Origin of the sequence: Nocardiopsis trehalosi NBRC 14201 (genome assembly GCF_001552555.1) — a bacterium.
GTDB classification, from domain to species: Bacteria; Actinomycetota; Actinomycetes; order Streptosporangiales; family Streptosporangiaceae; genus Nocardiopsis_B; species Nocardiopsis_B trehalosi.
Map to the genome: position 1 here is coordinate 1 of NZ_BCRK01000155.1, position 14,739 is coordinate 14,739.

Here is a 14,739-nt window from a genome sequence, read left to right on the forward strand (position 1 = left end):
CGCATCTGCGGCGGGGGCGGGGAGCCGCGGGTCAGGCCGTGGCCTCCTTGAGGACGTCGGTCCAGATGGCGACGGCGGCGTCGATCTGGTCCTCGGTGACGATCAGCGGCGGGATCATCCGCACGACGTTGCCCAGCGGCCCGCAGGTGAGCAGCAGCAGGCCCTTGTCGGCCGCCAGGCGGTGCGCGCGGGCGGCGGTGTCGGGGTCGGGGGAGCCGTCGGCGGCGGTGAACTCGTTGCCGACCATCAGCCCGAGGCCGCGCACGTCGCCGACGACCGGGTGGGCCTCGGCCGCCGACGCCAGCCCGGCGCGCAGCCGCTCGCCCATGCGGGCCGCGTTGTCGACCAGCCCCTCCTCCTGGATGACGTCGAGCGTGGCGAGCGCCGCCGCGCACGACACCGCGTTGCCGCCGTAGGTGCCGCCCTGCGACCCGGGCCACGCCTTCTCCATGAGGGCGTGCGGCGCGGCGATGGCCGACAGCGGGAAGCCGCTGGCGAGCCCCTTGGCGGTGATGACGATGTCGGGCCGGACCTCGGCGTGGTCGTGCCCCCAGAACTTCCCGGTGCGCCCGAACCCGGTCTGCACCTCGTCGGTGACGAGCAGGATGCCGTGCCGGTCGGCGCGCTCGCGCAGCCCCCGCAGGAACGCCGGCGGCACGGGCACGTACCCGCCCTCGCCCAGGACGGGTTCGATGAAGATGGCCGCGGTGTCGCGCGGCGCGGTCACCGTGGCGAACAGGTAGTCGAGTTCGGCCAGCGCGTATGCGGTGGCCTGCTCCTCGGTCATGCCGAGCCGGTAGGCGTAGGGGAACGGGGAGACCGACACCCCCGGCATGAGCGGCCCGATGCCGGCCCGGATCTTCACCCCGGAGGTGGTGAGCGAGGCGGCGGCCATGGTGCGGCCGTGGAAGGACCCCTGGAACACGATGGCGTTCTGCCGGCCGGTGGCCTGGCGGGCGAGCCGCAGGGCGGCCTCGACGGCCTCGCTGCCGGAGTTGACGTAGAACAGCCGGTCGACGCCCTCGGGCAGCACGGTGCCGAGGCGTTCGGTGAGCTCCAGGAGCGGCCGGTGCATCACGGTGGTGTACTGGCCGTGGATGAGGGTGCCGACCTGGCGCTGCGCCGCCTCGACCACGCGGGGGTGGCAGTGGCCGGTGCTGGTGACCCCGATGCCGGCGGTGAAGTCGAGGTAGCGGCGGTCCTCCTCGTCGTAGATGTAGACCCCCTCGCCGCGCGCGGCGAGGACCGGGGTGGCCTGCTTCAGGAGGGGGGACAGCTCAGCCATTCGGACCTCGTTCCGTAGGATTGTTGACAATCGACAGCGCTATGGAATCATCCGCCGTGTGGTGGTGTCCAGGTTCACGCATACCCGGCTTGGGCCGCGGGCATCCCCGAGCAGGCGGATCGATCAACGGCGCCGTTACGCGGCGGCGCCCGCGGGGCAGGCGTCCACCAGGGGCGTTTCGCAGCGGGCGTCCGCGCGCAGGCGCAGCACGAGCCCGGAAGGGGATGCACGGCAATGACGGTGGCAGACCGTGAGGCAGAGGTCGTCGAGCGGGTTTCCAAGCAGCTCTTGATCGGCGGCGAGTGGCGCGACGCCAAGAACGGGGCGACCTTCAAGGTCGAGGACCCGTCCACCGGCGCGGTGCTGTGCGAGGTGGCCGACGCGGGGGTGGACGACGCGTTCGCCGCCCTCGACGCCGCGGCGGCGGCGCAGCCCTCCTGGGCCCGCACCGCCCCGCGCGACCGCAGCGAGATCCTGCGCCGCGCCTACGACCTGCTGATGGAGCGCCAGGACGACCTCGCGCTCCTGATGACCCTGGAGATGGGCAAGCCGCTGGCCGAGGCCAAGGGCGAGATCGCCTACGCGGCCGAGTTCTTCCGCTGGTTCTCCGAGGAGGCCGTGCGCATCGACGGCGGGTTCTCGGTGGCACCCAACGGGCAGTCCCGGTTCCTGCTCATGCGCCAGCCCGTGGGCCCGTGCATGCTGATCACGCCGTGGAACTTCCCCATGGCCATGGGCACCCGCAAGATCGGCCCGGCCATCGCGGCGGGCTGCACGATGGTCCTCAAGCCCGCCCAGCAGACCCCGCTGTCGGCGCTGGCGCTGGCCGACATCCTGCGCGAGTCCGGCCTGCCCGAGGGCGTGCTGAGCGTGCTGCCCACCACCGACGCCGGCGGCGTCACCGAACCGCTGCTGCGCGACGGCCGCATCCGCAAGGTGTCGTTCACCGGCTCCACCCCGGTCGGCCGCAAGCTGCTGGAGCAGAGCGCCGAGCAGGTCCTGCGCACGTCCATGGAGCTGGGCGGCAACGCCCCGTTCCTGGTGTTCGACGACGCCGACCTCGACGCCGCCGTCGAGGGCGCCATGCAGGCCAAGATGCGCAACATCGGCGAGGCGTGCACCGCCGCCAACCGGCTCTACGTGCAGTCGGGGGTCGCCGCCGAGTTCGCCCGCCGGCTCAGCGAGCGCATGGGTGCGCTCCGGCTGGGCCGGGGCAGCGAGGAGGGCACCGAGGTCGGCCCGCTGATCGACGCCAAGGCGCGCGAGAAGGTGCAGGGCCTGGTCGACGACGCGGTGCGCCGAGGGGCGCGGGTCGTGGTGGGCGGCGGCCCGGGCGAGGGCGACGGCTACTTCTACCGGCCGACCGTGCTCACCGACGTGCCGCAGGAGAGCGAACTCACCTCCACCGAGATCTTCGGCCCGGTGGCGCCGATCATCCCGTTCGACACCGAGGACGAGGCCGTCGCGGCCGCCAACGACACCGAGTTCGGCCTGGTGAGCTACGTGTTCACGCGCGACCTCGGCCGCGCGTTCCGGGTGTCGGAGGCGCTGGAGACCGGCATGGTCGGCCTCAACCAGGGCATCGTGTCCAACCCGGCCGCCCCGTTCGGCGGGGTCAAGCACTCCGGCCTGGGCCGCGAGGGCGGCCGCGTGGGCATCGACGAGTTCCTGGAGACCAAGTACGTGGGCATCGGCGGCGTGTAGCCGGGGCGTGCGGCGGGGGCGGCCGGCCGGCCGCCCCCGTTCCGTGTGCCGGGCCGCCCGGCTCCGGCGGCCCCGCTCCGACCGCGCCGGGAAGCGCGCGGCGGTTCAGCCGGAGAGCCGGTCGACCTCGGCCTGGAGGCGGTGCAGCAGCTCCCGCACCCGGCCCAGGTCCCCGTGGGGCGCGTCCTCCTCCGCCGCCGGCTCGGCGCCGGTCAGCAGCGAGGTGTCGGGGTGCATGCGCACCTGCTCGGCGGTCTCGTCGGCCTCGATGTCGAACACCACCCGGTCCGAGCGGTGCCAGCTCTCGAACCACTCCAGCGGGGCGCCGTGCTGGTCGAAGGTGCTGCCCTCCAGGAGCAGCAGCGGGGACCCGGCGGCGACCCCCAGCTCGGCGGCGATGGCGGCGTCCGCCGGAACGGCGCGGATCTGCCGCCGCCCGCTGATCGGCTGCGCCCCGAACCGCGACTCCAGCAGCCGGTGCAGCGACGCGTCGGTGAGCATGTCGGCGGTGAGCCCGGCGACCCGGTCTGCGGGCAGCCAGGTGCGGACGTAGGACAGCGGGGCCTCGTCCACCGACCGGACGCGCTCCAGCCGCAGCACCGACCGGGTACCCAGGTGGCGGGCGACCCGGGCGGGCGGGGCGGCGGCCTCCAGCCGCGCCACCCGGGTGGCCAGGCGCAGCCCGCTGTGCGAGAACTGGTCGAACAGGCCGGTGACGCGCTGCACGAGCCGCCGGTGCTCCACCCCGGCGGCCGCGACGGGCGCCCGTCCGGGGTCGCGCCGGACGACCCCCTCGTCCTCCAGGGTGGCCAGGGCCTGCCGGACGACGCTGCGGGAGACTCCGAAGCGCTCCCGCAGCGCGGCCTCGCTGGGCAGGGTGTCGCCGGGCGCGATCGCGCGGTCCCGGATCTCGGCCCGCAGCGTGGCGGCGATCTGCGCGTAGAGCGGGCGGGGGTCGGACCGGTCGATGGGCATGGTGGGGATTCTAGGTCGTGTCCCGGTGGCGGGCCGGGGCCGCGCGGCCCCGGCCCGCCCTGGCCGCAGCGGGGGTCAGGCGGAGCGCGCCGTCTCCCACACGTGCCCCCACCCGGGCGCCAGTTCGGCGGCCCGGCGGATGGCGAGGACCAGGCTCGACTCCCGGGCGATGCCCTTGCCCGCGATGTCGAACGCCGTCCCGTGGTCGACCGAGACGCGCACCACGGGCAGCCCGACGGTGATGTTCACGCCGTCGTCGCCGTAGACCGCCTTGAACGGGGCGTGCCCCTGGTCGTGGTAGCAGACCGTGACCAGCTTCCACTTGCCCTTCACCGCGGCCGGGATGAGCGCGTCGGCGGGCAGCGGCCCGTGCGCGTTGATACCGGCGGCGCGGGCGCGCTCGACGGCGGGCGCGAGCACGTCGGCGTCCTCGTCGCCGAACAGCCGGTTCTCCCCGGCGTGCGGGTTGAGCCCGGCCACGCCGATGGGCTCGTCCGGGCGGCCGAGGGCGGTGGCGAACGCGCCGACGAGGCGGAGCACGTCGTCGGTGCGCTCGGGGGTGACCAGCCGGATCGCGTCGGCCAGCGACACGTGCGTGGTCAGGTGGAAGAAGTACAGGTCGCCGGCCGACAGCACGAGGCTGAAGTTGCGGACGTCGAACTCGTGCGCGAGCAGCTCGGTGTGCCCCGGCCACGGGTGGCCGCCCAGGTGCATGGCGGCCTTGTTCAGCGGGGGCGTGACGATGCCGTCGACCAGCCCGCGGCGGGCGAGGTCGCACGCGGCGATGACGAACCGGGCGGCGCCGTCGCCGGCCTCGGCGCTCAGCTCGCCGGGCGGCACGTGGCCCAGCGACGGGCCCACCTGCACCACGGGGATGCGCGCCGGGTCGTCGCCGGCCCCCTCGGGCGAGGCGACGACGTCGACCACATCGGGGTCGCCGCCGGCCAGCCGGACGCCGTTGCGCAGCGCGTCGGCGTCGCCGATGACGACGGGCCGGCAGACGTCCCGCAGTTCGGGGGTGCCGAGCAGCGCCTTGGCGGTGATCTCGGGGCCGATCCCGGCGACGTCGCCGAGGGTGACGGCGAGGGTCGGACGACTCATGCGGTGTGCCTCCTGTGTCGGACGGCCGATGCGGCCGTGAGCAGTGCGTCGGGGTCGCCGAAGCCCCCGGCCTTGGTGACGATGAGGGTGTCGCGCAGCGGGCCGCCGGCGAGCGTGCCCACGGGGACGCCGGCGGCGACCTCGCCGAGCAGGACGATGCCGGACGCGCCGAGGGCGTCGACGACGGCGCGGGCGCCGTCGCCACCGGTGACGACCAGCCCGGCCACGCGGTGCTCGGTGGCGAGGCCGGCGGCCAGCGCGCCGAACCGCCGGGCGACGAGCGCCGGGTCGAGGCCGAGCCCGCGGTCGTCGGGGGCGAGCAGCACGACGGCCTCCCCGGCGCCGGCGAACCGGCCGCGCACCCCCTCGGCCCACACCGCCCACGCGGCGTCGTCGGCGACGGTGGCGGCGTCGGGGCGCTCCACGGCCTCGGGCAGCCGGGCCGCCAGCCGCTCGACCTGGCCGCGGGTGGCGGCGTGCAGCGAGGTCACGACGACGAGCGCGGGAGCGGGGGCCTCGCGGGCCGCCCAGGCGCCCGCCATCGGCCCGGCGAGCCCGGCCGAGCCGACCGGGATCGCGTCGGGGCCCAGCGCGGCGATCGCGGCGGCCAGGCGCTCCAGGTCGGCGGGCGTCTCGGCGTCGGCGACGACGACCGGTCCGCCCGCGGCGAGCAGCGCCGCGTCCTCGGCGGCGTCGGCGCCGGTGAGCCGGACGTGCGCGGCGCCGATCAGGGTCGGCACGTGGCTCTCGGCGACGGGGGTCACCGGGTCGGTGCCGACCGGGGTGCGGTGCACCTCGACCCCGTCGACGAGCAGGACGCCGTCGCGGACGGTCCGCCCGGCCTCGGGGAAGGCCGGGCAGACGACCACGGTGGCGCCCGGCGCCCAGGCGGCGCGGGCGGCGTCGATCTCCGCGCGGATGGGGCCGCGCAGCGTGGAGTCGACCTTCTTGTACAGGTGGCGGGCCCCGGCGGCGCGCAGCCGCTCCACCTGGGCGGCGACGGCGGCGGCCGCGTCGGCGGGGGCCAGCGCGCGGGAGTCGGTGCTGACGGCCACCACGTCGGCGTTGGCGGGCGCGGCGCCGAGCTGCAGTTCGGTGGTCCACCCGGCGCGCAGGAAGCGCACCGCGGTGTCGTTGGCGCCGGTCAGGTCGTCGGCGACCAGGGCGATGGCGGGGGTCATACGGCGGCCTCCTCGGCCTCGGCGTGCGCCGGGTGGGCGCCCGCGCGCTTGAGGGCCCACGACGCCATGAGTGGGGCGAGCAGGGCGGTGACCAGGACGCAGGCGGCCACCTGGGAGGTGGCGGCGCCGACGTAGGCCTGGAACGAGGGGTCGGCGGCGGCCACGACGGCCGGGGTGGCGACCGCGTTGCCGGAGGTGGTGCCCGCGGCGAACCCGATGCCGCTCTCGCCGCCGCGCCGCAGGATCAGCCGGTAGCCCAGGTAGACCAGGCCGCCGGTGATCGGGGTGATGAGGACGCCGAGGACGATCCCGCTGAGGCCGCCGGAGGCGACCTCGGCCAGGTCGATCCCGGTGCCGAGCGCGAACGCGAAGAACGGGATGACGATGTTCGGGACCGGCTTGAGGGTCTCCCGCCAGTGGGCGTCGATGTTGCCGACGAGGACGCCGAGGAGGAACGGGAAGAGGGCGGCGACCATGGCCATGAGCGGGATCTGCCCGAGGCCGGACGCGCCGATGAACAGCAGGGCGAAGAACGGGCCGTCGTTGACCGCGCCGGCGATGTAGGCGCCGCGGTCGCGGGCGCGCCCGTACTGGCCGGTGATCGCCAGCCACAGCCCGCCGTTGGAGTTGGTGACGGCCGACAGCAGGGCGAGGATCGAAACGCCGAGGACGCCCTCGGGGCCGGTCACGACGCCGAGGGCGATGATGAGCAGCCCGGGGATGAGGCTCTTGCCGAGGAGGACCACGCCGGTGGTGGCGAGGACGGGCCCGCCGGTGCGCATGGTGACCTGGGTGCCGGTCGCGAAGATCAGCAGGGCGATGAGCGGCAGGGCGCTGTCCTTGAACAGCGCGGTGGTGAAGCTGCCGATGTCGAGGGCGCCGGGGGCGAAGGTGCCGATCACCGACCCCAGGACCAGGGGGATCAGCATGAGCCCGCCGGGGAGGCGGTTCATGGCCCCGAACAGCGGGACCAGGGTGCGGGGGCCGTCCTGCACGGCTCCTCCTTCCCGGGGGCGCGGGTACCGGTCCGGAACCCCCAGCGGTCGGTCGTGGAATTTCTGTACGTACAGAGTGTACGTACAATCGTGAAGAAGAAAAGCCGCCCTCACATGATCGACCATCCCGCGACCCCATCGAGGCGACGGAAATCCCCAGTTCACGGGCTGATCCGCAGGTGTGAACGGGATGTGCGGAGATGGGACGTCCGGTACGGACAACCCGCGCGCCGCCGCGTCGGAGGTCGCGTCCGGTCCGGACAGGATGCCGGTGTTTGTCGTCCGCCTCCGCCGCCCCGCGACCGTTTCGCCGCCCCGCGCCCGCCCCCGCACACGACGGCGCCCGCCGCCCCGACGGGGCGGCGGGCGCCGGGCGGTGCGCGCCGGGGTCAGCCCATCGCGGGCGAGGCCTGGCTCGCCCCCGGGGCGTTGATGCGCTCGACCGTGTCGAGCATGTGCGACTCGATGAGGTGCAGTAGGAGCTCCTCGTCGCCGTCGGTTATGGCGTCGAGCAGCTTCTGGTGCTCCTCCACGAGCTCGGCGGGCTCGGGGTACACGTCCTGCATGACCGTCAGGCACATGCGGGTCTCGACCAGCAGGGTGCCCGCCATGCGCTCCAGCCGCGAGTTGCCCGAGCAGCTCACCAGCGTGCGGTGGAACGCCTGGTCGGCGTCGCTCATGGCGGTGCGGTCGCGGGTGGCTGCGGCGTCGACCAGGTCGCGCAGCGCCACGGTCAGCCGGGCCACCGCCTCGCCGCGGTTGCCGCGCATGACCAGTTCGCAGGCGGTGCGCTCGACGGCGAGCCGGGCGACGTAGACGTCGCGCACGTCCTCGGGCGCGAGTTCGCGGACGAACAGCCCGCGGTGGCGCTCGCTGCGCAGCAGCCCCTCCTGCACCAGCCGCTGCATGGCCTCGCGCAGCGGGCCGCGGCTCACGCCGAGCTGGGCGGCGAGGTCGGTCTCGCCGAGCTGGTCGCCGGGCGCCAGCGAGCCGTACATGATGGCCGAGCGCAGCTGGTCGGCGATCAGCGCGGCGGTGGATCTGCGGGGAACTGGGTGGAGTTGCCCTTGGCGGTTCATGACATCCGCGGTCCTCTCTTTCCGAATCCGACGGGCGCGGTCGCGGCCAGGACGGCCGCGACCGCGGTTCCGGTGCGCCGGTCGGGGCGGGCACCGCCCCGACCACACATTACGCGGGTGCGCGGTCACACCTCGGCGGGCTCCGCCATGTCGGCGCCCGCGCGGAACAGGGTGCCCAGGCCGTCGCGGGGCGCCGTCGCCCCGGCCAGCCGCAGGCCCTCCCACACGCTCACCTGGTTGGCGGTGAGCACGATCTTGCCGAGACGCTCCTCCAGGGCGTCCAGGATGCCCGCGCTGTGCAGGGCGGTGTCGGGCACGAGCACGGCCTCGGCGTCGGGGTGGTCGCCGGCCGCGACGAAGTCGAGCACGTCGGCCGCCGGCAGGGTGCCGACCTCGGCCGCCGTCACGATGCCCCGCCCGGCCCAGCGCACGACCTCGATGCCCGCGTCGCCGAGGAACGCGACGAAGTGCTCGGCCACGTCCTCGGGGTAGGTGGCGGCGATCGCCACCCGGGTGACGTCGAGGTGGCGCAGCGCGTTGACGAACGCGAACGACGTGCTCGACGCCGGGGTGCCCGCGTGGTCGCGGACCCCCGCCACCTGGGAGCGGGCGCCGTCCCAGCCGAACACGAAGCTGCCGCTGGTGCAGGCCCACACAACGGAGTCGACGCCCTGCGCGGTGAGTTCGCGCACGCCGTCGGCGAGCACGTCGGGTCCGCCGACGTCGAGCAGCGCGTCGACGCGGTGCGCGTCCTCGCGCATCAGCGTGTGCACGAGCCGCAGGGTGACGTCGGACCCCAGCAGCCGCTGGAACGCGGGGTAGTCGTCCTCGGCGCTGTATCCGGGGTACAGGAATCCGGCCGTGGGCATGGAGCGGTCCACCTTCTCTCTGGTGTGCGGCGGGCGGGTCAGGCGGCGGTGCTGCGGGCGGTGGCGTCGACCAGGTACTGGCCGTGCGCCACGGGCTGTCGGCCGATGGCGTGCATGGCGGCCCACATGGTCACCTGGTTGGCGGCGAGCACGGGCTTGCCGAGCATCCGCTCCAGCGGGGCGATGATGTCGTAGGTCAGGACGTTGGTGCAGCTGATGAAGACCGCCTGGGCGTCGGGCCGGTCGGCGTCGCGCACGGCCTGCACCACCTCGGAGTAGGCGACCTTCCAGATGTGGTTGAGCAGGCCCAGCCCCACGCTGGACGTGCTCTCGACGCCGTGCTCGCCCAGGTAGCCGAGCAGGCGCTCGGTGACGCTGTCGACGTAGGGGGTCACGACCGCGATCCGCCGGATGTCGAGCGCCGTCAGCGCCTGGATGAGCGCCCCGGAGGTGGTGACCGCCTCGGGGGCGCCGGCGTCGAGGATGCTCTGCCGCAGCCGCCGCTGGCCCGCGGCGCCGTGCACGAAGCTGCCCGACGCGCACGCGTAGCCCACGACCAGGGGCTCGGGGGCCAGCAGGTCGCGGGTGGCGCGGGCGACGTTGTCGCCGTCGCTCAGCGCCGATGCCTGGTCCACGGTCACCGGTACCGGGACGAACGGCAGCCGGGTGACGTACAGCGAGATGTCGTCGGGCGCCCAGCGCCACAGTTCGCGGTCGAGCGCGAAGTCGTACGGCGCGACGATCCCCACGCCGGACTGCCACGGGGTGTCGGAGACGGCCGAGATCTCCACGATGTTGTGCGCCGGGTCGTGCGTCGGGTGGTGCGCCGCGGGCGCGGTGTGCGCGGTGGGCGGTGCCTGCTCGTAGATGACCCGCTCCTCCTGGTCGTCGCCGTTCGCCGGTCCCCCGGCGGGCCGATCGGTCCGCATTGGTCACTCACCTCCTTCGGGTGTCTGTTCGGTGGGCGGCCCCGGATCAGGGCCGCGGGGCGTCCGCCGGCGCTAGTCCTCGGCGCGCCGGTAGACGAGGCGCTCGCCGATGCTGCCCGAGCGCCAGACGTCGTTGCACGCCTCGGCCATGCGGTCCAGACCGTCGACGATGGTGGCGTAGACGTTGCCCGGCACCCAGCCGATGTCGCCGTTGAGCAGCAGGTTGTTGCGGCCGTAGAAGATCGCCAGGTCGATCACGCCGGGGAGGTGGTCGATGCCCTTCTCCTCCTTGAACCGGCGGTCGAGCATGCCCCCCGGGAACGAGAAGTAGACGACGTCGCCCGGGATGGGGGTGACGGTCGGGTTCTCCTGGCCGGGCTCCTCGGCGGCGAACCGGGGCACCATCGCGTACACCTCGTTGCGGGCGTACTTGGCGTGGTAGATGTCGCCGCCCTGGGGGAGGGCGTTCCACACGGCGTCGCAGGTGCGCGGGGCGTCCTTGTCGAGCAGCTCGGCCGTGCACGAGACGCCGCGCTTCTCCAGGCTGATGGTCATGTACCGGGGCATCGTCGGATCGGCCCTTTCTGGTGGGGCTGTCACTGGGGTACGTGCCGGGGATCGCCGCCGGCGCGGCGGAACGGCCGCCCTGAGGGGGCGGGAGAACGGGAGGGACGGCGTTCGGGCCGGCCCCGCCGCGACCTCGCGGACGCGGATTGTCGACAATCATACGATCGGCGCGGGCGGTGATCAATGGCCGTGTTGCGCGCGCCCCGGCGGCGGAGGGGCGCCGCGGCGCGAACGCGCCGGTCGGAGCCCGGACCGGCCTCCGTCGATTGTTGACAATCCTACGGCCGCTCCCTAGCGTGTGCCTCGTTCCCGCCACACCGCGCCCACCCGCACCGGCACGGGCGGGGCCGGGCCGCCCACCGACGCGACGGAGCCGCCGCAGTGACCCACGGAAACCGTCCCCGCCTGGTCGTCCTGCACGGCGACGACCTCCCGCCCGGCCGCGAGCGGTTCGACCCCGACCCCCGCCTGGCCCGGGTCGACTACGCCACCGCCGACACCCTCGGCGACACCCTGCCCGGCGCGCGGGCGCTGTTCGTCTGGGACCTGTTCTCCGAGGCCCTCGCCGCCGCCTGGCCCAAGGCCGACGCCCTGCGCTGGGTGCACGCCGCCACCGCCGGCGTCGACAACCTCATGTTCCCCGGCCTCGTCGCCTCCGACACCGTGGTCACCAACTCGCGCGGCGTCTTCGACGAGCCCATCGCCGAGTACGTCCTGGGCCTCGTCATCGCCTTCGCCAAGGACCTCCACGGCACCGCCGCCCTCCAGCGCGACCGCGTCTGGCGCCACCGCGAGACCGAGCGCGTCGGCGGCCGCCGCGCCCTGGTCGTCGGCACCGGCCCGATCGGCCGCGCCATCGCCCGCCAGCTCCGCGCCGCCGGCCTCACCGTCGAAGGCGCCGGCCGCACCCCCCGCGCCGACGACCCCGACTTCGGCACCGTCACCGCCGCCGCCTTCGACACCGGCGGCACCGACCTCGACACCACCCTGGCCCGCGCCGACTACGTCGTCCTCGCCGCCCCGCTCACCGACGCCACCCGCGGCCTGATCGGCGCCCGCGCGCTCGCCCGCATGCGCCCCACCGCCCGGCTCATCAACATCGCCCGCGGCCCCATCGTGGTCGAGGACGACCTCGTCCGCGCGCTGCGCGACGGCGCCATCGCCGGCGCCGCGCTCGACGTCTTCACCGATGAGCCGCTGCCCCCATCCTCCCCGCTGTGGGACCTGCCCGGCTCGGTCGTCTCCCCGCACATGTCGGGCGACGTCGTCGGCTGGCGCGACGAACTGGTCGACCTGTTCACCGACAACCTCGGCCGCTTCCTGGACGGCCGCGACCTCCGCAACGTCGTCGACAAGCGCCGCGGCTACGTCTCCGGCCCCTGACACCGCACCCGACCAGCGCACCACTAGGACGAAAAGGACGCAGATGTCCACTCAGCACGACGCGCCCACGTCGGCCGCGCGGCCCGCGCCCCGCAGCGGCCCCGGCGGCGACCCCGACTCCCCGGCCGCCCTGCCCGCCACCGAGCTGCTCGCCCGCTACGCCTCCGGCGACCTCTCCCCGGTCGAGGCCACCGACGCCGTGCTCGACCGCATCGCCGCAGACGACCCCGCCCTCAACGCGTTCTGCCAGGTGCACGCCGACGAGGCCCGCGCCCAGGCCCGCGCCTCCGAGGAGCGGTGGCGGCGCGGCGAACCCCAAGGCCGGCTCGACGGCGTCCCCACGTCCGTCAAGGACGTCATGCTCACCCGCGGGTGGCCCACCCTGCGCGGCTCCACCACCACCGACCCCGACCAGCCCTGGACCGAGGACTCCCCGGTCGTCGCCCGGCTGCGCGAGGACGGGGCCGTGTTCGTCGGCAAGACCACCACCCCCGAGATCGCCTGGAAGGGCGTCACCGACAGCCCCCTGCACGGCGTCACCCGCAACCCCTGGAACCCCGCCACCACCCCCGGCGGCTCCAGCGGCGGCGCCGCGGCGGCGGTCGCCGCCGGCATGGGCCCGCTCGCCACCGGTACCGACGGCGGCGGCTCCGTCCGCATCCCGGCGAGCTTCTCCGGCATCTTCGCCCTCAAGCCCACCTGGGGCCTGGTGCCGCACTACCCGGCCAGCGCCTTCGGCAGCCTCGCCCACTCCGGCCCCATGACCCGCACCGTCGGCGACGCCGCCCTGATGCTCGACGTCATCACCGGCCCCGACGCCCGCGACTGGGCGGCCCTCGCCCAGCCCCGCGACGGGTTCGCCGCCGCTCTCGACCGCCCCGTGCGCGGCCTGCGCGTCGCCTTCAGCCCCGACCTCGGCCGGGTCTCCGTCGACCCCGAGGTCGCCCGCGTCGTCGCCGAGGCCGTCACCGCGTTCGAGGAGGCCGGAGCGGTGGTCGAGCAGGCCGACCCCGGCCTCCCCGACTGCCTGGACGACTTCCACGTCCTGTGGTTCACCGGCGCCGCCAAGGCCACCGAGCGACTCGACGACGACCAGCGCGCCCGCCTCGACCCCGGGCTGCGCGAGATCATCGAGCAGGGGCTCACCTACTCCGCGCAGGACTACCTCACCGCCATGGCCACCCGCATGGCCATGGGCGAGCGCATGGGCCGCTTCCACGCCGAATACGACCTGCTCGTCACCCCCACCATGCCCATCGCCGCGTTCGAGGCCGGCCGCGAGGTCCCCGAGGGGTCCACCGCCCGCCGCTGGACCGACTGGGCCGGGTTCAGCTACCCCTTCAACATGACCCAGCAGCCCGCCGCCAGCGTCCCGTGCGGGTTCACCTCCGCCGGGCTGCCCGTCGGCCTCCAGGTCGTCGGCCCCCGCCACTCCGACGCCCTCGTCCTCGCGGCGTGCCGCGCCCTCGAACGCCTCCGCCCCTGGGCGCACCTCTGGCCCTGACCGGCCGCGCCCGGACGCGCGCCCCGCGCGTCCGGGACCTTCGGCCGTCCCTCCGGGCGGCGCGGGCGCGCTACCGTCGAACCGGACGCGACGCGACGAGGGAGGGGCGCCCATGGCACCGGACGCGACGCCGGACCCGATCAAGGTGTTCCTGGTCGACGACCACGAGGTGGTGCGGCGCGGCGTGGCCGCCCTCCTGGAGTGCGAGGACGACATGCGCGTCGTCGGCGAGGCCGGCACCGCCGAGCAGGCCCTCGCCCGCATCCCCGTCGCCCGCCCCGACGTCGCCGTCCTCGACGTGCGGCTGCCCGGCGGCTCCGGCGTCAGCGTGTGCCGCGAGGTCCGGTCGGCCCGGCCCGAGATCGCCTGCCTCATGCTCACCTCCTTCGCCGACGACGACGCCCTCTACGACGCGGTCATGGCCGGCGCGGCCGGCTACGTCCTCAAGCAGATCCACGGCGCCGACCTGGTGGGCGCGGTGCGCACCGTCGCCGCCGGCGGGTCGCTGCTCGACCCCGGCAGCACCGGCCGGATGCTGGAGCGGCTGCGCGGCAACCCGCCCGCGCCCGACCCGCTCGCCGAACTCAGCCCGCAGGAGCGCCAGATCCTCGATCTCATCGGCGAGGGGCTGACCAACCGGCAGATCGGCGAGCGCCTCTACCTCGCCGAGAAGACCGTCAAGAACTACGTGTCGAGCCTGCTGTCCAAGCTCGACCTCAAGCGCCGCACCCAGGCCGCCATCCTCGTGGCCGAGCTCCGCACCCGCAGCCGCACCCGCTGACCCCCGCCTAGACTGCCGCCATGGCACTCGGCACCTTCGCGCAGATCGTCGTCAACGCGGCCGACCCGCCGCGCCTCGCCCGGTTCTGGGCGGCGGTGCTCGGCGGCGACCCCGTCGACCGCGCCGACGGCTGGTCGGTCCTCGCCGCAGCGGCGGACCGGCCCATGATGTCCTTCCAGCCCGACCCCGGCGCCGCCGCCGCGCCCGTGCGGCTGCACATCGACGTCCTCGTGGCCGACCTCGCCGCCGCGACCGCCGACGCCGAACGGCTGGGCGCCCGCCCCGAAGGCCCGCCCGTCACCGACGAGTACGGCGCCTTCCAGGTGCTGCGCGACCCCGAGGGCAACGCGTTCTGCCTGGTGGTGCCGCGCTAGGTCGTGTTTTGT

The 14,739-nt window shown here is 75.0% G+C and carries 14 protein-coding genes; 5 read left to right on the forward strand and 9 right to left on the reverse strand.

What is annotated here, in order from left to right:
• Nucleotides 1–31: 31 nt before the first annotated feature.
• Complete coding sequence (locus tag NT8_RS21760; RefSeq protein ID WP_067972835.1) at nt 32–1,285, reverse strand: aspartate aminotransferase family protein; 1,254 nt, start codon at nt 1,283–1,285, stop codon at nt 32–34.
• Between the two features lie 240 nt (nt 1,286–1,525).
• Here NT8_RS21760 and NT8_RS21765 point away from each other — a divergent pair, with 240 nt between their 5' ends.
• Nucleotides 1,526–2,989: an NAD-dependent succinate-semialdehyde dehydrogenase gene (locus NT8_RS21765; protein ID WP_174549614.1), complete on the forward strand. Its 1,464-nt coding sequence runs from the start codon at nt 1,526–1,528 to the stop codon at nt 2,987–2,989.
• 105 nt (nt 2,990–3,094) lie between these two features.
• On the opposite strand, the gene NT8_RS21770 is transcribed toward NT8_RS21765, so the two are convergent.
• From NT8_RS21770 to NT8_RS21805, 8 genes are all read right to left on the reverse strand, one after another.
• Nucleotides 3,095–3,964: a GntR family transcriptional regulator gene (locus NT8_RS21770; protein WP_067972841.1), complete on the reverse strand. Its 870-nt coding sequence runs from the start codon at nt 3,962–3,964 to the stop codon at nt 3,095–3,097.
• A 75-nt stretch (nt 3,965–4,039) separates the two neighbouring features.
• Nucleotides 4,040–5,065, reverse strand: coding sequence for a 4-hydroxythreonine-4-phosphate dehydrogenase PdxA (gene pdxA / locus NT8_RS21775; RefSeq protein ID WP_067972843.1), 1,026 nt, complete (start codon nt 5,063–5,065; stop codon nt 4,040–4,042).
• Complete coding sequence (locus NT8_RS21780) at nt 5,062–6,246, reverse strand: four-carbon acid sugar kinase family protein (RefSeq protein WP_067972846.1); 1,185 nt, start codon at nt 6,244–6,246, stop codon at nt 5,062–5,064. The genes pdxA and NT8_RS21780 overlap by 4 nt, the downstream gene beginning before the upstream one ends.
• Nucleotides 6,243–7,199, reverse strand: coding sequence for a 2-keto-3-deoxygluconate permease (locus NT8_RS21785; protein ID WP_394326594.1), 957 nt, complete (start codon nt 7,197–7,199; stop codon nt 6,243–6,245). Before NT8_RS21785 ends, NT8_RS21780 begins: the two co-directional genes overlap by 4 nt.
• 431 nt (nt 7,200–7,630) lie before the next feature.
• Complete coding sequence (locus NT8_RS21790) at nt 7,631–8,320, reverse strand: GntR family transcriptional regulator (RefSeq protein WP_067972852.1); 690 nt, start codon at nt 8,318–8,320, stop codon at nt 7,631–7,633.
• Between the two features lie 125 nt (nt 8,321–8,445).
• Entirely contained in the window at nt 8,446–9,189 is a 744-nt protein-coding gene (locus NT8_RS21795; RefSeq protein ID WP_067972854.1) for a maleate cis-trans isomerase family protein, read from the reverse strand.
• Nucleotides 9,190–9,227: 38 nt separating this feature from the next.
• The gene (locus NT8_RS21800) at nt 9,228–10,118 is read right to left on the reverse strand and encodes a maleate cis-trans isomerase family protein (protein ID WP_169805243.1); all 891 of its coding nucleotides are present in this window, start codon (nt 10,116–10,118) and stop codon (nt 9,228–9,230) included.
• A 72-nt stretch (nt 10,119–10,190) separates the two neighbouring features.
• Nucleotides 10,191–10,673 (reverse strand): DUF3830 family protein, encoded by a 483-nt coding sequence (locus tag NT8_RS21805; RefSeq protein ID WP_217999282.1) that lies wholly within the window; start codon nt 10,671–10,673, stop codon nt 10,191–10,193.
• Nucleotides 10,674–11,066: 393 nt separating this feature from the next.
• On the opposite strand from NT8_RS21805, the gene NT8_RS21810 reads away from it, so the two are divergent.
• From NT8_RS21810 to NT8_RS21825, 4 genes are all read left to right on the forward strand, one after another.
• On the forward strand, nt 11,067–12,068 hold the full coding sequence (locus NT8_RS21810) for a D-2-hydroxyacid dehydrogenase (RefSeq protein ID WP_067972860.1): 1,002 nt from the start codon (nt 11,067–11,069) through the stop codon (nt 12,066–12,068).
• Nucleotides 12,069–12,111: 43 nt separating this feature from the next.
• Nucleotides 12,112–13,572, forward strand: coding sequence for an amidase (locus NT8_RS21815; RefSeq protein WP_067972863.1), 1,461 nt, complete (start codon nt 12,112–12,114; stop codon nt 13,570–13,572).
• Between the two features lie 112 nt (nt 13,573–13,684).
• On the forward strand, nt 13,685–14,353 hold the full coding sequence (locus NT8_RS21820; protein WP_067972866.1) for a response regulator: 669 nt from the start codon (nt 13,685–13,687) through the stop codon (nt 14,351–14,353).
• A 20-nt stretch (nt 14,354–14,373) separates the two neighbouring features.
• Nucleotides 14,374–14,727: a VOC family protein gene (locus tag NT8_RS21825; protein ID WP_067972868.1), complete on the forward strand. Its 354-nt coding sequence runs from the start codon at nt 14,374–14,376 to the stop codon at nt 14,725–14,727.
• The last annotated feature ends 12 nt before the right edge of the window (nt 14,728–14,739 follow it).

Excerpts from the sequence above, each read along its gene's own strand:
- NT8_RS21805 (WP_217999282.1), bottom strand. The coding sequence starts at position 10,673 with ATGACCATCAGCCTGGAGAAGCGCGGCGTCTCGTGCACGGCCGAGCTG.
- NT8_RS21790 (WP_067972852.1), bottom strand. The coding sequence starts at position 8,320 with ATGAACCGCCAAGGGCAACTCCACCCAGTTCCCCGCAGATCCACCGCC.
- NT8_RS21825 (WP_067972868.1), top strand. The coding sequence starts at position 14,374 with ATGGCACTCGGCACCTTCGCGCAGATCGTCGTCAACGCGGCCGACCCG.
- NT8_RS21785 (WP_394326594.1), bottom strand. The coding sequence starts at position 7,199 with ATGAACCGCCTCCCCGGCGGGCTCATGCTGATCCCCCTGGTCCTGGGG.
- NT8_RS21760 (WP_067972835.1), bottom strand. The coding sequence starts at position 1,285 with ATGGCTGAGCTGTCCCCCCTCCTGAAGCAGGCCACCCCGGTCCTCGCC.
- NT8_RS21820 (WP_067972866.1), top strand. The coding sequence starts at position 13,685 with ATGGCACCGGACGCGACGCCGGACCCGATCAAGGTGTTCCTGGTCGAC.
- NT8_RS21815 (WP_067972863.1), top strand. The coding sequence starts at position 12,112 with ATGTCCACTCAGCACGACGCGCCCACGTCGGCCGCGCGGCCCGCGCCC.
- pdxA (WP_067972843.1), bottom strand. The coding sequence starts at position 5,065 with ATGAGTCGTCCGACCCTCGCCGTCACCCTCGGCGACGTCGCCGGGATC.
- NT8_RS21770 (WP_067972841.1), bottom strand. The coding sequence starts at position 3,964 with ATGCCCATCGACCGGTCCGACCCCCGCCCGCTCTACGCGCAGATCGCC.
- NT8_RS21780 (WP_067972846.1), bottom strand. The coding sequence starts at position 6,246 with ATGACCCCCGCCATCGCCCTGGTCGCCGACGACCTGACCGGCGCCAAC.
- NT8_RS21795 (WP_067972854.1), bottom strand. The coding sequence starts at position 9,189 with ATGCCCACGGCCGGATTCCTGTACCCCGGATACAGCGCCGAGGACGAC.
- NT8_RS21800 (WP_169805243.1), bottom strand. The coding sequence starts at position 10,118 with ATGCGGACCGATCGGCCCGCCGGGGGACCGGCGAACGGCGACGACCAG.